The 22,633-nt window shown below is 52.1% G+C and carries 23 protein-coding genes and 1 pseudogene; 17 read left to right on the forward strand and 7 right to left on the reverse strand.

Going from position 1 to position 22,633, the window contains the following annotated elements; all coding sequences use genetic code 11:
• Nucleotides 1–138 precede the first annotated feature (138 nt).
• The 4 genes and pseudogenes from KNP74_RS00150 to KNP74_RS00165 all read right to left on the reverse strand — a co-directional run bounded on the left by KNP74_RS00150 (nucleotide 139) and on the right by KNP74_RS00165 (nucleotide 4,714).
• Nucleotides 139–1,114: pseudogene (locus tag KNP74_RS00150) on the reverse strand (IS30 family transposase).
• Between the two features lie 117 nt (nucleotides 1,115–1,231).
• Entirely contained in the window at nucleotides 1,232–3,646 is a 2,415-nt protein-coding gene (locus KNP74_RS00155; protein ID WP_029595500.1) for a heavy metal translocating P-type ATPase, read from the reverse strand.
• Complete coding sequence (locus KNP74_RS00160) at nucleotides 3,639–4,004, reverse strand: ArsR/SmtB family transcription factor (protein ID WP_029595499.1); 366 nt, start codon at nucleotides 4,002–4,004, stop codon at nucleotides 3,639–3,641. Before KNP74_RS00160 ends, KNP74_RS00155 begins: the two co-directional genes overlap by 8 nt.
• Before the next feature lie 95 nt (nucleotides 4,005–4,099).
• On the reverse strand, nucleotides 4,100–4,714 hold the full coding sequence (locus tag KNP74_RS00165) for a CadD family cadmium resistance transporter (RefSeq protein WP_029595498.1): 615 nt from the start codon (nucleotides 4,712–4,714) through the stop codon (nucleotides 4,100–4,102).
• Nucleotides 4,715–5,164: 450 nt separating this feature from the next.
• Between KNP74_RS00165 and KNP74_RS00170 the strand changes: the two genes are divergently transcribed.
• The 11 genes from KNP74_RS00170 to KNP74_RS00220 all read left to right on the forward strand — a co-directional run bounded on the left by KNP74_RS00170 (nucleotide 5,165) and on the right by KNP74_RS00220 (nucleotide 12,423).
• Nucleotides 5,165–5,473 carry a hypothetical protein gene (locus KNP74_RS00170; RefSeq protein WP_141639593.1) on the forward strand — a complete coding sequence of 103 codons (309 nt, stop codon included), beginning with the start codon at nucleotides 5,165–5,167 and terminating at the stop codon, nucleotides 5,471–5,473.
• An 18-nt stretch (nucleotides 5,474–5,491) separates the two neighbouring features.
• Nucleotides 5,492–6,262, forward strand: a complete 771-nt coding sequence (locus tag KNP74_RS00175; RefSeq protein WP_084158416.1) for an ISL3 family transposase — start codon at nucleotides 5,492–5,494, stop codon at nucleotides 6,260–6,262.
• A gap of 158 nt (nucleotides 6,263–6,420) precedes the next feature.
• Entirely contained in the window at nucleotides 6,421–6,855 is a 435-nt protein-coding gene (locus KNP74_RS00180) for a hypothetical protein (protein WP_051627722.1), read from the forward strand.
• Nucleotides 6,856–6,947: 92 nt separating this feature from the next.
• Complete coding sequence (locus KNP74_RS00185) at nucleotides 6,948–7,631, forward strand: hypothetical protein (protein ID WP_029595496.1); 684 nt, start codon at nucleotides 6,948–6,950, stop codon at nucleotides 7,629–7,631.
• 71 nt (nucleotides 7,632–7,702) lie between these two features.
• Nucleotides 7,703–8,479: a hypothetical protein gene (locus KNP74_RS00190; RefSeq protein WP_214763116.1), complete on the forward strand. Its 777-nt coding sequence runs from the start codon at nucleotides 7,703–7,705 to the stop codon at nucleotides 8,477–8,479.
• Nucleotides 8,480–8,763: 284 nt separating this feature from the next.
• A complete protein-coding gene (locus KNP74_RS00195; protein WP_131472743.1) occupies nucleotides 8,764–9,411 on the forward strand; it encodes a DUF2750 domain-containing protein in 648 nt (215 codons plus the stop codon).
• A gap of 143 nt (nucleotides 9,412–9,554) precedes the next feature.
• Nucleotides 9,555–9,812, forward strand: coding sequence for a hypothetical protein (locus tag KNP74_RS00200; protein ID WP_029595493.1), 258 nt, complete (start codon nucleotides 9,555–9,557; stop codon nucleotides 9,810–9,812).
• A 92-nt stretch (nucleotides 9,813–9,904) separates the two neighbouring features.
• Nucleotides 9,905–10,414: a GNAT family N-acetyltransferase gene (locus KNP74_RS00205; RefSeq protein ID WP_131472741.1), complete on the forward strand. Its 510-nt coding sequence runs from the start codon at nucleotides 9,905–9,907 to the stop codon at nucleotides 10,412–10,414.
• 4 nt (nucleotides 10,415–10,418) lie between these two features.
• On the forward strand, nucleotides 10,419–10,940 hold the full coding sequence (locus tag KNP74_RS00210; RefSeq protein WP_214763117.1) for an SRPBCC family protein: 522 nt from the start codon (nucleotides 10,419–10,421) through the stop codon (nucleotides 10,938–10,940).
• 6 nt (nucleotides 10,941–10,946) lie between these two features.
• Complete coding sequence (locus tag KNP74_RS00215; protein ID WP_214716207.1) at nucleotides 10,947–11,423, forward strand: GNAT family N-acetyltransferase; 477 nt, start codon at nucleotides 10,947–10,949, stop codon at nucleotides 11,421–11,423.
• A 19-nt stretch (nucleotides 11,424–11,442) separates the two neighbouring features.
• Nucleotides 11,443–12,423 carry a Gfo/Idh/MocA family protein gene (locus tag KNP74_RS00220; protein ID WP_131472735.1) on the forward strand — a complete coding sequence of 327 codons (981 nt, stop codon included), beginning with the start codon at nucleotides 11,443–11,445 and terminating at the stop codon, nucleotides 12,421–12,423.
• Nucleotides 12,424–12,452: 29 nt separating this feature from the next.
• Here KNP74_RS00220 and KNP74_RS00225 read toward each other — a convergent pair whose 3' ends face one another.
• Nucleotides 12,453–13,004, reverse strand: coding sequence for an ATP-binding protein (locus KNP74_RS00225; protein WP_131472733.1), 552 nt, complete (start codon nucleotides 13,002–13,004; stop codon nucleotides 12,453–12,455).
• A 219-nt stretch (nucleotides 13,005–13,223) separates the two neighbouring features.
• On the opposite strand from KNP74_RS00225, the gene KNP74_RS00230 reads away from it, so the two are divergent.
• On the forward strand, nucleotides 13,224–13,790 hold the full coding sequence (locus tag KNP74_RS00230) for a histidine phosphatase family protein (protein ID WP_131472731.1): 567 nt from the start codon (nucleotides 13,224–13,226) through the stop codon (nucleotides 13,788–13,790).
• 160 nt (nucleotides 13,791–13,950) lie between these two features.
• Here the strand turns inward: KNP74_RS00230 and KNP74_RS00235 are convergent, their stop codons facing one another.
• Together KNP74_RS00235 and KNP74_RS00240 are read right to left on the reverse strand one after the other, a co-directional pair.
• Complete coding sequence (locus KNP74_RS00235) at nucleotides 13,951–17,331, reverse strand: dynamin family protein (protein WP_214716209.1); 3,381 nt, start codon at nucleotides 17,329–17,331, stop codon at nucleotides 13,951–13,953.
• 17 nt (nucleotides 17,332–17,348) lie between these two features.
• Nucleotides 17,349–17,969 (reverse strand): NAD(P)-dependent oxidoreductase, encoded by a 621-nt coding sequence (locus tag KNP74_RS00240; RefSeq protein ID WP_131472727.1) that lies wholly within the window; start codon nucleotides 17,967–17,969, stop codon nucleotides 17,349–17,351.
• A 172-nt stretch (nucleotides 17,970–18,141) separates the two neighbouring features.
• Here KNP74_RS00240 and KNP74_RS00245 point away from each other — a divergent pair, with 172 nt between their 5' ends.
• From KNP74_RS00245 to KNP74_RS00265, 5 genes are all read left to right on the forward strand, one after another.
• Nucleotides 18,142–19,233 carry an FUSC family protein gene (locus tag KNP74_RS00245; RefSeq protein ID WP_214716211.1) on the forward strand — a complete coding sequence of 364 codons (1,092 nt, stop codon included), beginning with the start codon at nucleotides 18,142–18,144 and terminating at the stop codon, nucleotides 19,231–19,233.
• Nucleotides 19,234–19,343: 110 nt separating this feature from the next.
• Entirely contained in the window at nucleotides 19,344–19,769 is a 426-nt protein-coding gene (locus tag KNP74_RS00250) for a hypothetical protein (RefSeq protein ID WP_214716218.1), read from the forward strand.
• Between the two features lie 26 nt (nucleotides 19,770–19,795).
• Nucleotides 19,796–20,467, forward strand: coding sequence for a WGR domain-containing protein (locus tag KNP74_RS00255; RefSeq protein ID WP_214716220.1), 672 nt, complete (start codon nucleotides 19,796–19,798; stop codon nucleotides 20,465–20,467).
• A gap of 74 nt (nucleotides 20,468–20,541) precedes the next feature.
• Entirely contained in the window at nucleotides 20,542–21,051 is a 510-nt protein-coding gene (locus KNP74_RS00260) for a PH domain-containing protein (RefSeq protein WP_214716230.1), read from the forward strand.
• Nucleotides 21,048–22,553, forward strand: coding sequence for a PH domain-containing protein (locus KNP74_RS00265; protein ID WP_214716238.1), 1,506 nt, complete (start codon nucleotides 21,048–21,050; stop codon nucleotides 22,551–22,553). Before KNP74_RS00260 ends, KNP74_RS00265 begins: the two co-directional genes overlap by 4 nt.
• Nucleotides 22,554–22,633: the final 80 nt, after the last annotated feature.

Raw genomic sequence — 22,633 nt, forward strand, 5'->3', positions numbered from 1 at the left:
AGCATCACTATATTACAAAAAAGTATATCAAATTCATTTCAAAAATTGACAAGAGATTTAATCAAAAAATGCATAGTTTTTTCACAAACGGATTTTATGATAAAAATTAAACACATTTCTTTTTTATAAGACGGTTTGTCAAATTAAGCGCAACACTTCCTCGGTGAAGGCCTCGTGTGCGGTTTTCCAGTCCAGGCACTTTCTCGGTCGCCCGTTGATCTTGGCCAGCGCATCCGCGAGTTCACCGTCACCGACCTGCGCGAAGTCCGTTCCTTTCGGGAAGAACTCGCGGAGGAGCCCGTTGGCGTTCTCGTTGCTCCCCCGTTGCCACGATGAGTTACGGGTCGGCGAAATACATCGGCACGCCGAGCGACGCCTGGATGCGCTCGTGACCGCTGAACTCCTTGCCCCGGTCCGTCGTCGCCGTCTCGAACGTGCCTTCCGGGAAGGCACCGTGCACCGCATGGATCGCCCCCTCCATCGAGGCCGCGGTGCGGTCCGCGATTGGCAGGGCGAGATAGAACCGGCTCTTCCGCTCGATGAACGTCGCGACGCACGCCTTCGATTTCCCACGTCCGGAGACGACGGTGTCGAGCTCCCAATGCCCGAATGTCCGGCGACCCCTGACCTCTGGAGGTCGTTTCGAGATGGGGAGACCGACGTTGATGCGACCGCGCGTCTCGGTCGGCTTTTGACGTTTCCCCTTCTGGCGGAGCACGGTCACGGGCACGTCGATCCGTCCCGCATAGATCCAGCGGTAGATGGTGGAGAAGGCAATTTTTCCTGCGTAGAGGCGGCCGACGATCTGTTCTGGTGACCAGGTCGCACGCAGCTTCTCGACGATCGTCCGGCGCATCGTGTCGTCGAGCTTCGTCTTGACGCCGCAATGGGTTTTCGCCTTCTCGTAGCGTTTCTGCGCACGTCCTGACTCGTAGCCGGGGTTCCGTCTGATCTCCCGCGAGACGGTCGAGGGCTGTCGCCCGATCCGTCTCGCGATGGACCGGATGGACATCCCGAGCTCCAGATAGGTCTCTATTTTCACGCGCACCGTTGTGGTAAGATGGGTGTAGCTCTTAGCGATTCCTCCGTCTGAATGTTTGTGTCGTAACTTCATTCTAAACGAGGCCATCGCTGTGGGCTTTTTTTTGCGTTCACGTTCAGATGTTGCACTTAATTTTATAATTCATCATAAAAAAGGGGTTTCCAGATAATCGGAAACCCCTTTTGCTTTTTATTCTTTCACTCGCATCAGCCGTAAACTGTTTAACGCGACTAGAAGGGTAGCGCCCATATCCGACATGATGGCGATCCACAGGGTCAGCCAACCCGGAATGACCAATAGCAGTGCAATCACTTTGATGCCGATGGCGAACGTAATGTTCGCTTTGATGATATTCAGGGATTTCCGGCTCAATTTCACCGTGAATGGCAGCTTGCTCAAATCGTCGCCCATCAAAGCGACATCCGCCGTTTCCAAAGCGGTATCCGTTCCGGCTCCGCCCATGGCAATCCCGACCGTAGAAGCGGCGAGTGCCGGCGCGTCGTTCACGCCGTCTCCAATCATCGCCACCTTGCCGTACTCGGCCCGTAAGCGTTTGATGACATTCAATTTGTCCTCCGGCATCAGCTCGGCCTGGATTTCGGTGACGCCGACCTCTCGGCCGATGGCCTGACCGGTCGCTTTGTTGTCACCCGTCAGCATGATCGTCTTCTTGATGCCCATGTCGTGCAGCTTCTGGATGACTTCCTTGCTGGAGTCCCGGACTTCATCGGCCACGGCGATGACCGCCAGGATGTTTTGTTCCGTTCCGATGATCATGGCCGTCTTGCCCTGATTTTGAAGAGCTGTGACATTTTGTTCCAAGTTCTTATCCGCACTTGCGGCGCCCAGCTCGTTGAAGAGGATCGGGCTGCCGATATAGTACGTGGTTCCTTCGACGGTTCCTTTAATCCCTTTGCCGGTAATGGATGAGAAGTCCTCGACCAAGACCGAAGAATAAGAAATATTTTCTGCATCCGCTTTTTTCATGATGGCCGAAGCAAGGGGATGCTGTGAGCGGTACTCCAGTGCTGTGACGATAGAAAGCAGCTCTTTTTCACTGATTCCCTTGTTCAGCACTTCAAAGTCCGTGACAACCGGAACCCCTTTGGTCAAGGTGCCGGTCTTGTCAAACGCGATGGCTTTCAGCGCGCCCATTTCTTCCAAATACACGCCGCCTTTTACCAAAACGCCTTTTTTCGCTGCGTTCCCGATAGCAGATACAATCGAAATCGGAGTCGAAATGACCAAAGCACACGGGCATCCTACGACTAGCACAGCCAATCCTTGGTAGACCCAGGTTTCCCAGCTGGCATCAAACAGAATGGGAGGAACGATGGCTACAAGCGCAGCAACGACCATGATAATCGGTGTATAATATTTGGCAAATTTATCGACAAACGCCTGCGAAGGAGCCCGTTCGCCTTGTGCTTCCTCAACCAGGTGGATGATTTTCGCAATGGTTGTGTCTTCAACCAACTTCGTGACTTTGACTTCGAGCAAGCCTTCTTCATTCAGCGTGCCCGCGAAGACGTCATCGTTCACCGTTTTGGCGACCGGCACGGATTCCCCGGTGATGGCCGCCTGATTGACCGCCGAATACCCGTTGGTCACCGTGCCGTCCATCGCAATCTTCTGTCCCGGTCTGACAATCATGGTGTCGCCCACCACAATGTCGTCTACCGAAATTAACTGTTCTTGGCCATTCCGCCGGACCAGTGCCTCTTTCGGAGCGATGTCCATCAACGAACGGATGGATTGTCTCGCCCGGTCCATGGAATAGCGTTCCAGTGCTTCACTGATCGCAAAGAGGATGACCACGATAGACGCTTCCGCCCATTCGCCGATAAAAGCCGCCCCGATGACGGCAACGGTCATGAGGGTTTTCATGTCGAAATCCAGGCGTATTAAATTCTGGAAACCGACTTTGAAGAGCGAGTACCCACCAATGACAATCGCCGCCACAAACAGGAGCGACGTCATCAGGTTGTCTTCGCCATTGACGAACTGGGAAATGTAGCCGAACACGATCAAGAGGGTGGAGTAGAGCAAGGTGCTGTGCTTTTGGTAGAACGGCACTTTCTTCTCTGTTCGAGCTGGCGCTTTTTCGGTTCCGGTATTCGTGATAGCTGGACGTCCTGTAATTTCAGGCGCCACCTTCAAGTTTTCAAACGCACCGGCTTTCTCCAATTCGTCGATGGTCGCTGCCCCGTAAACGGAAATTTTTGAAGCCCCGAAGTTCACTTTGGCATCCTGGACACCGGGGATCTGCTTGACGTTGTTCTCAAACTTCCCGGCGCAGTTCGCGCATGTAAAGCCTTCGACCCGGAAGACATTTTTGTCTTCGACGGTCACTTCAGGAGCCGCCTGGCGTTTCGGTTTTTCCGGTGCGACCTTCAAATTCTCGAAAGCGCCGGCTTTTTCCAGTTCCTCGACCGTCGCCTCGCCGTAGACCGCAATTTTCGAAGCCCCAAAGTTCACTTTGGCATCCTGGACACCGGGAATCTGTTTGACGTTCTTCTCGAATTTCCCGGCGCAATTCGCACACGAAAAGCCCTCAACCCGGTAGACCGTTTTGTCTTCTGTTTCCTTCGTTTTTTCAACCAACGGAAACAACCTCCTTCTGATGGATGAAGGCCACTTGCACCAAGTGTTTCACATGCGCGTCATCCAGTGAGTAGTAGACCAACTTGCCTTCCTTGCTGTATTTCGCCAACCCCATATTATTCAGTAGTCGCAGGTGGTAGGAGGCGGTTGCGGTAGATGAACCGATGATATTCGCAACGTCACACACACACAGTTTGTCCTCCAGCGATAAGGCGTAGGCGATCTTGATACGCGTATCGTCCGACAACGCCTTGAAGATCTTCGCCACTTCCAATGGATTTTGTTCAGACAGTTGCTGCTGGACTCGTTCCACCTTTTCTTCATCTACACAGACCACATCACAAATCTCTTTTGCCATTTTCATTCACTCCTTTTTCTCACTTCTGTTTACTCATTCGTTTTTTCAAGTAAGTGATTTTCTTCTATATAAAACAAAGAGTGCAAAGAATCATTTCAACTCACCAATCCCCAAAGGAATCGGAAAGTCCCATTCTCCGCCATAATCAAGATGCCGAGCCCGATGAAGACAATCGGCACAATCCACCGTTCCCAATTTTCTATCGTTTCAGAAATCGTTTTAACGGCTGCCAACCGGTAACTGAGGTAACACAAGACGGCGACCAGGATGGCAAAGACAACCAGCATCACCACAGTTTCACTTGGATTCAAGGTTGAAAAGTAGGGTATGTAGACGCCAATGTTGTCGCCGCCAGCCGCCAGGGTAATGACTGTAATGGTGACAAACAAGCGATTGGGGTTTCCGGAAGACAAACGGGACAGGAGATTCTCTTCGTCGTCCTCGTCTTCTTCTCGCTTCCAGACCCGGATGCCCAGGTAAATCGGAATGAGCCCTAGCAAGCCCACCCAGTGGGACGGCACAAGCGTCAGGCTGTACGCAGCCAACAGGCTGACGCCCACCAAGATGGCTGTTCCTAGGTATTGTCCGATGACAATGGATTTTAACTGGCCTTTTTTCATCGTTTGTGAAAACAGGATCAGCAAAATAATGACGTAATCAATGCTGGTCGCCACATAAGCGGCAACCGCGGTAAAAATCGTGGTTAACAGCACCCTCATCTCCTTTACGGATATCCTAGTGTGAAGTGATACCCTCTGATAGTTATACATTCAAACAAACGTTTGATTAATGCAAGTGTACAAAGATTTCGCTAGATTGTCAATTATATATTCGAATGATTGTTTTAATGTTTGGGCATGCTTGTTAGAATGAACAGGGAGCGACAAGTGGCAAGGCAAATTGAAATTTAGTATGGCCAATGCCTGCATGTCTTGTTAAGCATTCTATCTTTAGAAGAGCTGAAAATGGTATAGAAGAGGCTCATCACCATAAGGCGTGGTTGACGCATAAAATCCATCAGATTTTGAATTGAACATAGAAAAAAAGCGAAAACCCCGGTATCGTAATTGTTGCCTAGACAAACCACGATTGGAGTTTTCGCTTTGTCCCAACAGTTTATCAAATTACTTCTTCCACTTCCAGACCTTTTTCAGATCCAGATGTCTTCAGACGAAGAACCGAACGTTTTCCCGGTCATCCCGGATCGACACGACATCCCTTGCCCGCTTTGCCAGAGAAAGACAGTCCTGCATTCGAAAAGGCGACGTCGCTTCCGACACGGTCACGCATGGAACGTCGGTATACTCTGGATTGAGCTGGATGTCCCACGTCAAAGATGCTTCTCTTGTGATTTGACGTTCGTGTATGACTACGGTCTCGGGCTCGTCCGCACCTCCACCGAGGTGTTCCGGAAAGGCATCGCAGAACGTTGCCACGGTAGGACGATCTCAGATGTAGCGCGTGAATAGGGATTACCTTACACGACGGTGGAACGATGGTTTTATCGGTACGCCTCAGTAGAGACAGAGAAGCATACGACAGACGTCCTCATCGACGAGTTCGCCACACGAAAAGGACATCACTATGCGACAATCGCCCTCGATGCGGAGAGTGGTCGGCTCCTGTCCATTGTCCCGGGAAGGGACGTCACGGCCATCACGGCTGCACTCCAAGGCATAGCCGGAGACATCCGTTCTGTCGTCAGTGACTTTGCACCGGCAATGGCGAAGGCCGTCGCACATGTCTTCCCGGATGCGAAACATGTGCTGGATCGTTTCCATCTCATCCAGTTCTTCACGGACGCCCTTCGCCGTCGGCGTCGTTTTTTGAACGAGGTGAAACGTCACCATCATGTCCGTGTGATTGACCGTGCTCTCGCCTGTCGTCCGGAGACGCTGTCCCCCGAAGACCGGGAGGTCGCCGATTCTTGCCTTCGGGAAGATCCGTTCACCCGGGACCTCTATCAAGGACTTCAACATATTCGATATGTGCTGAAGGCCACGTGCCATGGACAGGCGAAACGTCGACTGACCGATTGGTTGGATCGTTATCAGTCCCATCCTTGCGGGCCTCTGGCGAAGATCGCGAAATCGATCCAGAACCGAGAGGAAGCGATGCGTCGAACAATCGTGTCCAGTCTATCGAACGGAAAGATGGAAGGAACGAACAACAAAATCAAGCTTATCAAACGCCGTGGTTATGGCTACCGAAACCTCGAACGTTTCTTTTTGAGATTACGCTTCGAGCTTGGTCGTTAAAATAGCAACCACGTGTTATGGTGATGAGCCAATGATTATAGCGTGTGATAGTTGCGGAAACAAATCGAGGATTCTTCGTTCCATCGCGCTAGGTTTTAAACGGAAATGAATGAAAAAAAGAGCGTTGATGAATCATCAAGGAAGGGGCAAGCGTTCAAATGAGCCTGAAAAAACAACTACACAAGGCGATCCTCTCAAATGACCGAGCGACCGTTCAACGTCTAGTGAAGCCGCTCGCTCACGAAGTGGTGTTAGATACATTTCTTGAAGTTGCGTTTGATACGGATGATTTAGCGGTCTACGAAATCGTATGCGATCAGATTCAAGTTGAGCAGACTGCGGATTGGGAAGAGGCTGCGTCGCTTCTCATGAGCCAACCGTTCTGTCACCATCCTCATGCCTATGAACGGGCCTACGAACATGCGAAACGTGCTGTCGTGCTTGATTCTAGTCGCATAGATCTAAAGGAATACTTGCTCTTTTTCAATGCGATTCCCGACAAATTAATGACGGATGATGAAGCGAACGAATTAGCGACCGAGATTCTAAAGCTGCGGCCAACAAGTCAGGTCGCTAAGATGCATCTTCTGTAAAACGATGACTAGAGTCGTGCTGAATGATTATTCCAAGTGGAAACGTCCAATGATACAATGTGATGTAAGTCATCCCTAGAGGAGGCGACAACATGCGTTGGATGATTCGGCTTGGTTTGACCGCAGTGCTGACAGTAGGAACGGTCTTTATTGGACTTCGTCTCATCAGCTTGTTGATGGAATGGTGGTATGAGCCTCCGACCTCGGGGTTAAAGTTGCGACCGACACCGGCAGAATCTGAGTATTTGATGGAGTCGTCCGAAGGAAAGATGAGGATACCGAAAGAAGAAGAACAGTCTCGTCTGAAACTGGACTATTTGGATTATACGATTGATTCTGTGACTACCGTCATCGAACGAGGCGATGGCCTCTTCTATTGGGTGTTGTTACTAGCCTGTGTATTGCTTAGCGGAGTGATTTTTGCCGCTAACATTCGTTTTCAGCACCGCAAGCGAGCTGACGAAACAGCTTCGTTCACGACGCGGACGTTCTCGCGTCATTCAGTCCCGAGCTCGATAACGAGTGTCGAAGAACCGGCTTGGACAGGTGTGACGATTCGGGACGCTCTCATCGCGTTCAATCAGGCGTTACCGCCGGCGAAGAAATGGTTGCCGACAGAAACGGTTTTAGAGTGGGCACGGCGCATCGAATTGACGGACATCGATTTCAAGCCATATTTGGACGAGCGCTATGGAATGACAGATTCGGTGACTCGGGAAGAAGTTGACCGCTTCCACAGAAGGCTCGAGCAGTATCAAGACCGTCTAACTCGTTGAGTAAACGTATAAACGATTCATCGTGTTTGATTGAACAACAAGATAGCGGTGAATATGGGAGGTGAAACTGGATGAAACTGCAGATTGAGAGGATATTTATAACCGATGAATCAAGAGTATTTGATGCCGATTTATCAGGTGGTGAAGTGATTGTTCTGGTGGATCAGGATGGCCCGGTCGTCTATTGGAATGAGCGGACGATACGACTGCCGTTTCATTTGAGTTCGCCATTCATCCGTCTCCTTGATTCAGAAACGTTTCTCGTCGTCGATGTGACGCACGAAGGTACACCCGGCAATGTCTGGGTCATCGATGGACGAGGGTCGATACTTCATTCGTTCCATGCGGGCAACGCCATCGGAGCGGTCGCCGTCAACGACACGGGGGTTTGGATCGGCTATGCCGATGAAGGGGTGTTCGGGGAAGGGATATCCACCGAGGCACTCGTCTGTTTCTCGAGGACAGGTGAAGTGTTACAACGCTATCAGTCAGATTTTGTACGTCCACCGACCATTGTCGACTGCGAATTGTTGCAAGCAAATCGAACCGGGGTCTGGCTCTGTCCGTCGATTTGGTATGACTTGATTCATGTTGATTCAACCGGTCGACTCAACAAGTATAAGACGCCGAAGCGACTTCACGACAGTTCGGCGCTGACGATTCAAGGACAGGTCGGCTACTTCGTAAAAGGCGGGTTGTTGTACAAGTGGCCGTTCGGTGCACGCAAACGCCCTGACGTTGTAGCTGAGTTTTCGGGAACTGCTAGAGGGTTAGCCGAGGACGGACGGTTCCACTTCATTCAAATCGGTGATTATGAAGTGAGCGGCGTTCAGCTCGTTAACGAGTGATGACGCGTATAGGTAGTCGGTGAATCGACTAAGAAGTTACAACTTACAACCGAATGATTTCTCGTGACGATGGACCTTGTCTATAGGTCCTTTTTTACGTTTTACAAACGTTTGGCGCAACAGAATCGTGATCATTATTGAATCAACTTGTCGGAATCAATTCCCTCTTTTTTGTAAATTCAGTATACTCATGTTATTGATGTTAGAAAGAAGGCGATGAGATGAGGCTTGATACGAATCTTTCAGGAATTTCGGTCGAAACGATTGAACAGGTAGAGTAACAAGTGGGGTCACGCTTCCCGGACGGCTTACGTGACGCATGGGGTCATGAGAACAAGTTCGAACTTGGGGATTGGTTCTTTTATCCGATCAAGGACGAGCGGTTTTTCAATAAGACATGGGATGACGTCATTCGAGCCAACGAATTGAAACAAGAGGAGTTACCGCATGGGTTCGTGACGCTTGCGACGAACGGATCCGGTGATGAGCTCGGTTTTTTGAAAGACGACCGGGAGACGATTTACGCCTGGTGGCACGAGATAAATGACCTCGAGGTGGCGGCGCATTCGTTTGAGGCGTTCGTCGAAGTGACGCAGGCGGAAAGCGACGTGCTCGAGACATTTTGCGAACGAGTCGAGAAGAATGGACTCGTCTTCGGATTATCTGCGGAGCAAGACGAGGGGTGGGCGTACGCACCATCGCACGTCGAAGACACAGACGTCCTGTTATTCTTTTCGTCACGAGAGCTTGCGCTCGCGTGCCGGGTTAAAGAATGGGCCGACTATCATGTGATCGAGTTGCCGGTCGAGCTATTCCTTGAACGCTGGTTGCCGAACATGTCGGATGATGAGCTGCTGTGCGGCCTCGATTGGTCGAGCGAGCTGGTAGGGTTGGAATATGACCCAGAAACCATTCTAGAGTATTTTGAATAATTTTATTTCAAATACCGCATGTGATATCTTTTTTAAAAAATATAGCAACGAATATGATAAATTCTTTTTCTAAAAACGCAATCATATCGACAGAATTACTAGCGCTCATCGTGGAAAGCGACGTGGGAGAGGAGAACACATCTTTGAATGATTATAACGTAGGGAATATCTTTGAGCTGTATTCAGGCAACGAGACCCTCTCGGTGGAGCAACAGGCGATGATGGATCCCATCGACGCCTACGTTGAGGCAAACCAGTTCAAACAGCTTGAACATTACCTTCAACAAACCCGAGGCATCGAGCAGATGTTGATTGATCATGTGATGATGGACCCGACCGATAACAGCCGATGGGACATGCTCATCGGGTATGAGTTGATTGATACCATCCACAATCGCTGAGCTGCTCGGTCTAAGCATGGACCACGACGAGTATAAAAAATACGAGCGGATCATCAATAAAAGATAGTCACCCTAAAGAACGGAGCATTGGAATGAACACAATCGCATTAGCCAAACCATCAGATTTAACTGCAATTGAACAACTGTATCTCGCTTGTAAAGACGATTTGCTCACCCGACAGATTTTTCAATGGGACGACACGTATCCGAACCGCGCCTATTTTGAGGAATGTATCAAAGACGATTTTGTCTATATCATGAAACACGGTGAGGAGTTGCTCGGAGTCGTTGTACTCGATCAATGGCAGTCGCACGAATGGGAGGCGATCGACTGGCGTCACGACCATCCGCTCGTCATCCATTCCTTGATGGTGCACCCGGAGCGGCAAGGTCAAGGCATCGGAAAAGCCATGTTGCATGCCTCGGAACAGTTGGCGAAAGCGGAAGGTTACACCAGCATCCGGCTCGACAGCTTCTCAGGAAATGAGGCAGCCTGCAGCTTTTACAAACGACACGGCTACATGGAACGTGGAAGCGTCCATTTCGATTCGAAACCGAAAGGGCATGAACGGTATGTCTGTTTTGAAAAAGAACTTGTCTAACGTAATGAAAAAAAGAATGTCGATCGATGAAGGAGGATTTGATGTGAAACAACTCGAAGTGGCTACATATACGATGACAATCGACGCACCGATTGACCACACGTTCGCTTGTCTCGCAGAAGACGAACATATCATCAAATGGAACGACCATTTGATCGAAAATATTTATGAGGACGGTGACGCCTCACTCGTGACGGGAAAACGGTTCATCTCGGTCCAACAGTTCGAGAAAAAAGAGATTCGGGTCGAATCCGAGTTGACCCATGTCAATCGTCCTCACGAATGCGAGGTGCAGGCGGTGACGAATCAAGGGGTGTCGATTGCGACGTATACGTTGAGCGAGACAACGGACGGGACGGATGTGACGATTCGGATTTCACTCATCCCTTCATCCTGGCTATATGCCCTATATGTGAAGGCGTTCAAATGGGCGATTCGCCTGATTTACGATGAACAGTTTAAACAGTTCCGCATCTACACCGAGGCGAGTGCATCAAAACCGTCACTTGCCCGAGAGGCGGAGTGATTTGCGATGATTGAACCGATTACCTCCTCGACGCGTGACGCGGTCCGTGCATTCTTTATCGATGCCTGGGGCACACCTGAGATGGTGATCTCGACCGGGACGTATGATTGCGCCACGCTTGACGGGTTTGTCTGGTCGGAAACGAACGTCATCATCGGCCTCGTCACGTATGTCATTCGGGAAGACGAGATTGAGATCATCTCGCTCGACAGCCTCCAGGAGAAGCGTGGCATCGGCTCGGCGCTCCTCGATGAAGTGGAGAGAGTGGCCAAGCAACATCAGCTCGAACGGCTGTCGCTCATCACGACGAACGACAATCTGGGAGCGCTCGCATTTTACCAACGCCGAGGCTGGCGCTTCGCACGGATCATCCCGGGTGCGGTCGATGCGGCCAGGCTACATAAACCGTCGATTCCCGTCATCGGGGAGCACCGTATCCCGCTCCATGACGAAATCATGCTTATCAAAGTCATCACAACTTAAAGAAAAGAGGGATTTTCCTATGATTCGATTCGGTATCATCGGCACGAACTTTATCACCCGTTCTTTCATTGAAGCGACCCATGAAGTCGAAGGCGCATCCGTGTCCGCCGTCTATTCCCGGACAGACGAGCGCGCGAAAACGTTCGCTGAAGAATTTGATATTCCACATACGTTCACCTCGCTCGAGGAGATGGCGTCCAGTGAGTTGATTGATGCGGTATATATCGCGAGCCCGAACTCGCTCCACGCCGAGCAGAGCCTGCTCTTCATCCGCCACGGCAAGCACGTCCTCTGTGAGAAACCGTTCGCCTCGAACGTCGAGGAAGTCAGACAGATGCTTGAGACGGCGCGCGAACATGACGTCGTCTTGCTCGAAGCGCTCCGCAACCTGTTCATGCCGAACTTCGATGTGTTGCGTCAAGAACTCCATCGCGTCGGACCGGTCCGGCGTGTCATCTTGAACAAGTCGCAATACTCGTCACGCTATGACTTGTATAAGCGCGGGGACAACCCGAACACGTTCAATCCCGCCTTCTCGAACGGTTCGCTGATGGACCTCGGCGTCTATTGCCTCGGCCCGGCTTTGAAACTGTTCGGTCGACCGGAGACCGTGCAGGCGAACGCGGTCAAGCTCGAGTCAGGTGTCGACGGCAGTGGTTCGGCCATCTTGTCGTATGACGGTATGGACATCATCGTGCTCCACTCGAAGATCCATGGCACGGACGCCCCGTCCGAGATTATCGGGGAAGCGGGGCGCATCGTGATTGACGATATCGGTTCGCTCGATCGCTTGACATTCGTTGGCCGCGACGGGACGACCGTCGAACTTGGCTTAGAACAGGCGAGCCATATGACGTATGAGATTCAGACGTTCGTGAACATGATTGAAGCAGGGGAGCGGGAGACCGAGATTCACTCATTTGACGATATGCTCACACTCGCGGACGTCATGACCGATATCCGGCAGCGCATCGACGTGCGGTACCCGGCTGACGCATAATAAAGAGCCTCGTGCATTGTGCTCGGGGCTCATTTGTTATGACTAAAATCCTCTTTTAGAAAATTCAGCACCATCGCTATCCGTTCTTCAGTCGAATAGTCGCCCTCGATTCTTAGGATGGGACAAGACAATTCAGCAAGCCATTGGTTATGTAACGTCTTGCTTCTCACTTCCGTCCCGGCATGGTCATACAGGGCGGCCCATTTCAAAAACGCTTGTGATTCCTCGTATAGGCTGCCGCCAGCGAGTGCCTCCGTTCCATAGCGTTCGAGCTCCCGTTGTTGCAATCTGGCCAAACGAACATCTGGTGGGATCCATAAAAAGATAACCAAATCAAAATAGGGCATGAAACAGTCGCCCCAACCTGCGAGAGATCCTGATAGAATCCACCGTTCAGATTGTAGCAACTCTTCCTTGAGCATCTCGCGTCGTTCAGGGACAGGTCTCGGTTCGGTGAACTTGTTGATCCAGAAATAATCGTCCGTATCCAGATGAGTATGCGGCAGGACGTTCGCCAACGCGTCGCCAAGTGTTGACGTGCCGGAGCCCGAAGCGCCGAGTATGTGAATTCTGCTTCTCATGTTTGCCTCTCCCATCAACCTATATTTTTGCGGCTTACATCGTGAACTCCCACGGTATATTCTCACCGTTCCAACTTCGATGTCCGTCTTCATCGGAAAAAAATATGTAGGCGTTATCCTCTTTTTGAGGATTATAATGAAGTCACGCTGGATAATTTTACAATAAGTTTCAGTGGAATAATAGTGAATGATGACATCCATAGAACGGGAGACGATGACATGACGACCTTATATTTCGTAAGACATGCACACTCTACATATACAGCCGATGAATGGACGAGACCCTTATCTGAAAAGGGAGAGAGAGACGTCCGTAACATCACGAACACCTTGAGTGAAGAAAAGATTGATCTCGTCGTTTCGAGTCCATATAAACGAGCTATTCAAACCGTCCAAGGGATTGCTGACCAGATTGGGACAGAAGTGCTACTCATGGACGATTTGCGGGAACGGATGTTGACGACAGAGCCGGCCGAGAATTTTACCCTGGCGATGACGAGAGTGTGGGAAGATCCTACTTTTGCATGGGAAGGCGGCGAATCGAACGTTGTCGCTCAACAGCGGGGAGTCCGTGCGATTCAGTCACTACTCGACCAATACGAAGGAAAGCGAATCGCAATCGGTACGCACGGGAATATCATGGTGCTGATCCTTAATTATTTTGATGGACAGTATGGCTATACGTTCTGGAAAGAACTCGATATGCCGGACGTATATAAAGTGACGTTCAATCAACAAGAACTATTGAGCGTCGAAAAGCTTTGGGACCGTCAACGAGTGGTTTGAAGTCGGTTTATGACGACGTGAAAAAAGGATGGGGCCGGTTTCGGTCCCATCCTTCAAAGTCTACTCTCTATTCAAATACAGATGGCGGATAAACAAGCCGAGTGCGACCGTCATGATGACGGCCGGAATCAATCCGACGAGCAACAAAGAACCCATGCGTTCAGTCCTTTCTGAGCGCAGCGAGGCGCTGTGTCATGTCTTGGAACAATTGTCCGTCCGAGAGCACGCTCAATTCACCGGCGACGAGGTCGTTCACTTCACGGTCCCAGTCCTGGCTGAGCGTCGTCTCGAGCGCGGCAAGGTGCGTCGCCGTCCGTTCGACTTGATGACTTCCGACGCGCGCGAGTTGCTCACGCACCGCCGTCTTCAACAAGGCGCTCAAGTCGTCGCGCAACTTCGTCCGGCCGTCGCCTTCGAAGAACTGGTTCGCATTCTTATAGTGCTTCAAGACGTGACGGAACGGGGCCGCCTCGAACGTGACCGGGTCGACGGCGTCGCGGAGCCAATCGATGTCGACAGTGCCCTCGAACGACAGTGTCGGCAGGAGCGAACGCAGTTTGAGCGTCTCGCGCTCGATCAAGCGTTCCGTCTCCCGTTTCAAGAAGCGCTCGAGCCGATATTGGAACACTTGCAGCTCTTGATGGATGTCATACGCATACTTGTCGAGTGTCCGGCTGAGGGCGCGCTCGAGGCTCGCCTTCGACCCATCCACCTCGACCGGATGGAACGTCTCTTTGACGAAGTCCGACAGCCGGAGGAGCGAGCGGGTCTCGAGGTGGGCGAGCAACTCGTCCGTCTCACGCTTGAACGGGTCTTCGAGCGTCGTGACGTTGAGACGATTGTCAGACGTGCGCACTTGTTCGAGCTTGTCACGGCGGGCCGCCTTGACGCTCGCATCCGCTTCGGCCTCGCGGACGACGTCCTCGAACGCGGTGACGAGGGTATGTGCCTCATCTTTGATGCGGACCGCGTTCGCCTGACGCAAATCGTGGTCGACGAATTGCTCGAGCTTGGCCGAGAATCGGTCGAACCCGGCGTCCGTGCCTTGGATGGCGTTCCGGCTCGAAATCGGTAGCACCGTCGGATGACGGACTCCGAGCTTCGTCAACTGGTTCGACACATAATCGGTGACGGCGAGCCGTTCCGCCTCATCCGCCGCCAAATCGGACGCGTTGACGAGGAAGAACATGTGATGGTCACCTGTCCCTTGCACACGTCCGAGCTGGATGACGAGTTCACGGTCGGCCTCGGTGAAGGCGTGATTGTAATACGTCACGAACAGGACGGCGTCCGCGTCACGCATATAACCGAACTGTACTTCGCTATGACGGTTGAACTGCGAGTCGGCACCTGGCGTGTCGACGAAGATGATGCCACGCTCGGCCCAAGGGGAGTCGATGGCGAGCTCGATCTCTTTGACGATACAGCTCTTCTCTTCCTCCGTGACGAACGAGCAGAACGTGTCATAGTCGACCGTCTCCTGGCTACCGAGATAGGACAGGGGAGCGTTCTTGACGGCGTTTACGAACGGGTGGTCGAGATGGAGTGCGTCGAGTGACGCCCCGTAACCGTTCAGCTCGGCCTCGAGTTCGGCACGTGTCTTGAACGTGATCAACGCACTCTTGTTGGCGCGGCCGTTCGGCGGCACGATTTTCGTGATCGACGCCGTCAGTGGGTTCGGTGACGTCGGGAGCACCGTCTCACCGAGCAACGCGTTCAATGTCGACGACTTGCCGGACGAGAACGCCCCAAAGATGGCGAGCGTGTATGTTTCGGATTCGGCCCGGGCCAATTTATGACGGAGCGACTTGACGCGTGACTTGAATAACGGATGGTTCTCTAATATTTCACATACCGCATATTCATACGAAAAATCAAACGACAAAGCGGTGATATCATCCACCAGAAGCGAGGTCGAGGCAACTTCTTGTTGCTGATGTTCGACTTGTTTCTGCGGTAATTGGTCGGCCGTGACGTAGTGACGGGTCTCAAGGTCCGTCAAACGCGAATCCGAGAGGTCACGTGTCGTGTAATGAGTGAGCTCGTCTCTCTGTTCGGCCAGCTGACGTTGTAGCGCCAACGTGTCGAGCATGTCATATAATTCGTCTTGCTCGGTCTCGATGGCATGGATTCGGTCTTTACCTTCGGCCTCAAGATACGTTTCGACGGACGTGACCCACGGTTCGGACACTTTCGTCACCCAAGAGGCGAGAGCCGACTCGATGTCGCGGCTGAATTGAAGCACCGTGTCACCGCTGAGCGATGCGCCGGACTTCACTTGGTCACTGATGAGCGTGCTCGGTGCAGTCGGTAACGTATCCGGACGGGACAAAATCGCCTCGGGCAGTTTCAAATCGCGGACGATGTCTTCGGCGTACTTGATCAAGTGGGGGCGAAGGTTCGTATCAATCAACCGGTTGAATTCCTTGACGGCGATGTCTTCGCGACGCAGCCGTTCCTGGCGCGTCTTGTCTTTTGAGAAGAAGAGGCCGACCTTGAACTCCGGCGCACAACTCTCGAGATAGTCCCGCAACAGTTCGCGGAACTCGTAGTTCATGATCGGCGCGCTCGCGACAATCGGTGTCTGGTGTTTGAAGAACTCGCGGCGGAACGCGGTGAGCCATATCGATTTTTTGTCGAGACGTTGCAGGCGGGCTTGAATCTCCGTCGGCTGCTTCTCGATGACCGGCAACTCGTTCAGGAGCGCGTCGTGCGCACCAGTGGACCGGGCGAGCAACGTGTCAACGAGCAAGTCGGCGCGTGCTTCCGCATGTTCCCGCGCGGCGTCGATGACGGTTTGGACGTACGTCCGGAGGCGTTCGACCTCATTTTCCGGGTGATCGAGCTCACGGAGCGAGATGTAGAACATATCGTCCGGATTGATGGCGTGACGGGTGAAGGCGGTCTCGAGCGAACGCTTGAACGTGCTGAATGGAAGCTCTCCTTCATCGTGCTTATCGATTTGGTTGATGATGATCGAGTAGGGACGTCCTTCGGCGCTAAACTGTTTCATCAGTTTGATGTTTTGTTCGGACTGGACGTGATTGTAGTCCATCATGAAGAACAGATGGTCGGCGAGAAAGAGCGAGCGTTCCGTCGCTTGACGGTGCCGTTCATCGGTCGAGTCGATCCCAGGCGTGTCCATAAGGACGACGTCGCTTCCGAACGGGAAGCGGGGCAGGGCGTACTCGACTTCTTTAATCTCTTCGATTTTGCAGTAGTCGCTCAAACGGTCGAGTTCATTCGGCGCGAGTCGAATCCAATCTGTGCCGTTGACGGCGACGGATGCCCCGATTTCCCCATGTCGAAGCGTCACGATATTCGCACTCGTCGGAATCGGACTCGTCGGTAACACGCCATCCCCAAGCCAATTGTTGAGGAGCGTCGACTTCCCGGCCGAGAAATGGCCACAGACGGCAATCCAAATCTCATTTTGTGTCACTTTTCGGAGCGCGGTCTTGGCGAGACGAGCCGACTCGGTCTCAGCTTGCATGTCAAATACGTCAGTCAATTGCGCGAGGCGCATGCGTTGTTCGTTCATAAATCCCCATCCCCTACTTATGATTCCGTCGTGATGCCGACGCGGTGTCTACGATATGTGCTGTTTTCCCAGGCTTGAATGACGAGATCCGCCACATCGTCACGCGAGATTGGTCCCGAGTTCTGTGTCCCGAGCACGTTAGCTGTGATGACGATGTTCCCGACGGACGCGTCTTCAATCAATTGGGTCGGGCAGACGATTGTATAATCGAGCGGCGATGCATCGAGCAGTTCATATGCCCGGGCGTGATCCTCGGCCGCGGTCGTCATCGACCGTTTCGACTCGCGGGTCTCGAAACGATAGTTGTCAGAATCATGTGCCTGCAAGATGCCGGCCGTCCCGACCGTCAAGATGCGCGTGATCCCGGCTGCTTGCATCGCTGAAATGATGAGCGGTGTGAAGTGGGACAAGACGTCCTGCTTATCCGTACCGAGCGCCGACATGACGACGTCGGCCGATTTCACCGTTTCTGCGATGGCATCCGCATCGGTCGCGTCCCCGATGATGACTGTGAGACGATCCCTCGGTTCGACCTCGCGGCGTGACAACAGTCGGACGTCGTGTCCGTCTTCTAATAAACGTTCGAGCAACCGCATCCCCGTGCGGCCGCTCCCTCCAAATAAAGCAATGGTTGACAAGTAAACCCCTCCCAATCAAGATTAAAGAAAATATCCAACGCCATCATACCACGGAAGCGCTATCGAAACAGGAGACAACGGCTTGAAGTTGTGAGGTTTCAGGGCAGGGTAAGTGGGATACAAAAAGTTAAGACGTGTATAAGGGAGGAAGACACTTCGTTGTCGACACCGCATGAGATTTGGAGCTAGAACCATCAAGACCGGGATATCCGTCGCCTTGGTATTGCTCATCGCCGAGGCATTTCAATTTCAACAGATTGTCGTACCGGCACTCGCGGCTTCGCTCGCATTATTGCCGTCCGTTTATCAGACGGGTGTCCGGCTATTAGAAGAACTAAAAGGGAACTTGATCGGGGCTTTGCTCGCCGTCTTCTCATTAATGTTGACGCCGAACCCGACACCGATCGCCATCGGAGTCGTCATCATCATCGCCATCTCGATCCTTCTCTTTTTGAACCTCGAGTCGACGACCCGGACCGTCATCTTGACGACGATTCTGATTATGGAAGGGGCGAACCAGTCGGACATGCCCGTCTGGATGTTCGCCGGGGAACGTTACTTGCTCATCATGATGGGGATCACCGTGGCGCTTGTCGTCAATGCGCTCTTGTTCCCGCCGCGCTATGAGCGGAAGCTTGAGGACGAGATCGCGACCGTCTCCCAAATGGCCGTCCGCATCGCGCGACTGTTCTCGGAAACAGAGGGAGGACGCTCGTCATTTGAGTCACTCGATGAGACGAAAAAGAAACATCGAGCCTCAAAGACGACGTACGACTTCTTTGAAGAAGAGATTAAAGCCAACCGCTGGCTCGAGAAGAAGACGCCGATTTATCGCCGGGCCGTCTTGAAGTCGAAGATGATTGATACGAACAGTGCCGCTATCCACGTGCTCGACAAGCTGCATGACGATTTTCTGACACTCGAACATCTACCACCTCAGCTCGAGGACGAACTGATGCGTCATATGCGGCACTTGCTCAGACGGCATGAGCGTCTATTCTCGGCTTATGAATTAGAGAACGAGCACATCATCGACCGGGAAGAGGACTTGATTCACGAGAACTTCGACTTCGCCAAGCTAATGATTGAGAGAATGCGTGAGGAGGAGGAGGACCTCATCCTGACCGTCGTCCCGCTCGTCGCGACAATGACAGATTGGGTCAAGGCGATGAATGAGCTCGAACGCTACCTCATCACCGAGATGAAGAAGCACGGGGACAACCTGAAAGTGGAACCGCGTAAGAAGTGGTTCTTTGAAGACTAACAAATCGCCAAGTCGCAGAAGCGGCTTGGCTTTTTTTATGGAGCGAAAAGGAATACCGGAAGTTGTCGCTGAATGTATGAGAGGCGTGCAGTAATGAGGGAGGGATCAGCATGATGAATAAGAAAGTAAGTATAGGCCTTGTTATTCTTTTATTTGTAATTTGGATGGTTGTCTCATTGACCCTTCCGCCCAAGCTTATTGCGAGTTCAAGTGACGGGAAGTTTGATGCGGTTTATACGGTTTCTCATTCCTTAAAAGAGACGTGGGCGGGTCAGGTGGAATGGGAGGAGTCAGACGGTGTCCTCGTCAATCTATCTTTTTATGAGAACGACATCCAACTGACGGGGGATATTATGACCCATCCAATTGAGATGGATCAAAGCAACTCGTATGAATTTGCATTTTTAGGTGCTGAACCGAATCCGACCAGTGTCTACACGCTACGAATTTCTGTAGAAGAAGAAGGGAAAACTCATGAGGAAATTCTGAAGTTCAAACCAAGAAAACGTCTCTTTGTTCTACCCGCACTTGACTGAACTCATATATCATTCTGGAGGTTTTGATGAAAACGTACCTACAACACACCAAGAAGTTTTGGAACATCCGCGTCGGTTCCGACGAGTTCGCCGTCCATTACGGAAAACTCGGGACGATTGGTAAAGTTCAAATTAAGTATTTTGAATCCGACGGTATCTGCCGCAAAGAAGCGGACAAGCTGATTCGTCAGAAACTCCGGAAAGGGTACGTCGAGACCGATACCGATTGGGACGACTTGATTTATGTCGACGACCCTGAAGTCGGACCGAACCGACTCACGACACACCCTCGGTTCAATGCTCACTTCCAAGATGACTATTATTTGGACTGCACGGATGAATATAGTCGATTCGGGAGCGATGAAGGTGCCGACGTGCTCGTGATGTTCGAGGACGCAATCCGAAAAGACCGGAACATCGACTTCCTCGTCGGTGCGTACGACATCGCTTCAGGCTGGATGGAGCGGGATGTATCGAGCCCTGACGACTGGGCGACATATGAATACGGCTTCGACTGTGACGTCGCCGTCATGTCGAGTGCGTTCACGTCGATTAAACTGACCGGTCATCTAGACGCTGCGCTACAAGAGCAAGATGTCTCCGCACTCGAGCGCCTCATCCAGCAAGTCGAATCAGAAGGCAGACCGCGGTTTGAATCGATGAGCTTGCAGTTGAACAGTTTCCCGACCTCATTTTGAAACTTTTTTAGGAATCGCCCCGTATACTAGAGGTAGAACGGACATCAGTTCCGAATCGTTAGGGGGAAACACCAATGTCAGACATAGAAACAACACCGACATCATTCAGCGGCACACTGCCAATCGAGGCACGCGTCGTCTTCCGACTGTCGAGCGCCATCTTTTATCTCATCGGCCTCGTCATCACAGGGGGACTCGTCGCGGCCGCGTTTTATTTTGACTGGCCGACATGGCTGCAATATATGATGTACGCCTTACTCGCCATCGACCTCATCTATAGTGTGATCGATATCGTCGTCTTCCAAAAGTGGAAGCAAGAGCGGTTCACGTATGACGTGAAACCACTCGAGATTCGCTTGCATCACGGCATCATCACGACGCACGACGTCTTGATTCCGATGACGAAAGTACAATACGTCCACGCCCAGCAAGGACCGCTGCTTCGAAAATACGGCTTGCAGACAATCACCATCGGAACGGCCGCTGGGTCACACGACATCTACGCGATTGAAGAATCGTTCGCGAAGACGCTCCGTGAACAGATTGCGGTCTACGCTCGCATCAAAGAGGAGGATGTCGTATGACGGAAGCCGCCCTCACGTGGCATCGGCTGCCGAGTCGCGTCTTACTGTTACGGGTATTAGAGGTCATCAAGTCGTTCTCCATCCCACTCGTGTTATTGTTCGTCGTCAACAACGATTGGGAGTCCACGTTCGGCATCATCTTACGGGTCGGAATCCTGCTCTTCCTCGGGCTCGATGTCCTGCAGAAGTTCTTCGGCTGGCTCAACTTCCGGTATGCGCTCGATGAGAAGACGGTATATATCATCGATGGCAATTGGATTAAGAAAGAGAAGTCGCTTCCGCTGTATAAGATTCAAAGCGTCCATTCGAACAGCCCGTTCTTGTACCGGTTGCTCGGGGTCGTCGAGTTGACGTTCGACACGAACGCGAACAGTGACGACGCCTCGTTCAAACTGGCCGGCGTCTTCCCGAACGAGGCGAAGCGGCTCGAGGACATCCTTGACCAGGTCCGTCATCGCAAGACCGAGACCGACATACCGGTAGAAGGGGAGACGGACGGGACAATTGCACCGGTGGCGATTGAAAAACCGGCGAGCCGTTTGTTGTACGCCCTCTCAACCCGGGAGATCATCATCGCCTCGCTGACGTCATTGTCAGTGTTCGCCATCTTCCCGGTCGCCTCGACGATCATCTCGTCGATTGATGACTTCATCAATCTCGACGGGACGTTCGATACGATCGGAGATTGGGTCGTCCATGCGTCAATCATCGCGATTGGTGTGCTCGTCCTGACGGTCCTGATATTGTCGGTCGTCATCGGCATGGTCATCAACTTCTTGAAATACGGGAACTTCCGGCTCGAACGACGCGGGGACCGCATCCGCGTTGAGAAAGGACTGCTCAACCGTTCCGCTAAAGAGATCCCATACGAGAAGATTCAAGCGGTCCGGGTCAAAGAGACGTTCATTCGGCGCTGGTTCAACATCGTCGGTGTCGAACTCGTCGCGGCCGGGACGATGGACGAGTTGAAAGACGAATCGTCAACCATCCTCCCGTTCGTGAAACGGGAGCGGGCGATGACCGTGTTGAACGAGCACTTCGACCAGTTCGTCTGGTCTGACACGCTTCATCGCTTGCCAAAACGTTCGCTCTGGGTCAAACTGCTACGCATCAGCTGGGTCGGACTCATCGTCTCGGGTGTCGTTTTGTATTTCTTCCGCGATTACGCCTGGTGGCTCGTCCTCCTGTGGGCCATCATTATCGGCGGTCGCCTATTGAGCTATATGACGACGCGCTACGCTCGCAACGGTCAGTTCATCGAGCTGCGGACAGGGGCCTTCAACGTCAGTTCATTCTTGACGGACAAGCCGCGGATCGAACAGGTCCAAGTGACACAGACGCCACTCCAACGCCGTTTCGATGTATGTAACGTCCTGTTCTCGACACGGGGTGGCTTGTTATCGAATGAGATGATCGAGGACATCCCGAAACACGAGGCAGAAGCCATGTTGAAGTGGTTCTCCCGTTATACGGTAGAGGAAGACATGAAAACACCGGGCTAACGGATAGCCCGGCCAGGTGATCGACGAGCCCACTCGCGTGTTGCAAGTGGGCTCGTCTTTTTAAATCGGCTTGAGGGGCT

Origin of the sequence: Exiguobacterium sp. s141 (genome assembly GCF_018618085.1) — a bacterium.
Classification (GTDB): Bacteria; Bacillota; Bacilli; order Exiguobacteriales; family Exiguobacteriaceae; genus Exiguobacterium; species Exiguobacterium mexicanum_A.

What these genes read in the sequence shown, in the direction of transcription:
- KNP74_RS00160 (WP_029595499.1), bottom strand. Translation starts at nt 4,004, where the DNA reads ATGGCAAAAGAGATTTGTGATGTGGTCTGTGTAGATGAAGAAAAGGTG.
- KNP74_RS00170 (WP_141639593.1), top strand. Translation starts at nt 5,165, where the DNA reads ATGTCTTCAGACGAAGAACCGAACGTTTTCCCGGTCATCCCGGATCGA.
- KNP74_RS00180 (WP_051627722.1), top strand. Translation starts at nt 6,421, where the DNA reads ATGAGCCTGAAAAAACAACTACACAAGGCGATCCTCTCAAATGACCGA.
- KNP74_RS00185 (WP_029595496.1), top strand. Translation starts at nt 6,948, where the DNA reads ATGCGTTGGATGATTCGGCTTGGTTTGACCGCAGTGCTGACAGTAGGA.
- KNP74_RS00190 (WP_214763116.1), top strand. Translation starts at nt 7,703, where the DNA reads ATGAAACTGCAGATTGAGAGGATATTTATAACCGATGAATCAAGAGTA.
- KNP74_RS00205 (WP_131472741.1), top strand. Translation starts at nt 9,905, where the DNA reads ATGAACACAATCGCATTAGCCAAACCATCAGATTTAACTGCAATTGAA.
- KNP74_RS00210 (WP_214763117.1), top strand. Translation starts at nt 10,419, where the DNA reads ATGAAAAAAAGAATGTCGATCGATGAAGGAGGATTTGATGTGAAACAA.
- KNP74_RS00215 (WP_214716207.1), top strand. Translation starts at nt 10,947, where the DNA reads ATGATTGAACCGATTACCTCCTCGACGCGTGACGCGGTCCGTGCATTC.
- KNP74_RS00220 (WP_131472735.1), top strand. Translation starts at nt 11,443, where the DNA reads ATGATTCGATTCGGTATCATCGGCACGAACTTTATCACCCGTTCTTTC.
- KNP74_RS00225 (WP_131472733.1), bottom strand. Translation starts at nt 13,004, where the DNA reads ATGAGAAGCAGAATTCACATACTCGGCGCTTCGGGCTCCGGCACGTCA.
- KNP74_RS00230 (WP_131472731.1), top strand. Translation starts at nt 13,224, where the DNA reads ATGACGACCTTATATTTCGTAAGACATGCACACTCTACATATACAGCC.
- KNP74_RS00235 (WP_214716209.1), bottom strand. Translation starts at nt 17,331, where the DNA reads ATGAACGAACAACGCATGCGCCTCGCGCAATTGACTGACGTATTTGAC.
- KNP74_RS00245 (WP_214716211.1), top strand. Translation starts at nt 18,142, where the DNA reads ATGAGATTTGGAGCTAGAACCATCAAGACCGGGATATCCGTCGCCTTG.
- KNP74_RS00250 (WP_214716218.1), top strand. Translation starts at nt 19,344, where the DNA reads ATGATGAATAAGAAAGTAAGTATAGGCCTTGTTATTCTTTTATTTGTA.
- KNP74_RS00255 (WP_214716220.1), top strand. Translation starts at nt 19,796, where the DNA reads ATGAAAACGTACCTACAACACACCAAGAAGTTTTGGAACATCCGCGTC.
- KNP74_RS00260 (WP_214716230.1), top strand. Translation starts at nt 20,542, where the DNA reads ATGTCAGACATAGAAACAACACCGACATCATTCAGCGGCACACTGCCA.
- KNP74_RS00265 (WP_214716238.1), top strand. Translation starts at nt 21,048, where the DNA reads ATGACGGAAGCCGCCCTCACGTGGCATCGGCTGCCGAGTCGCGTCTTA.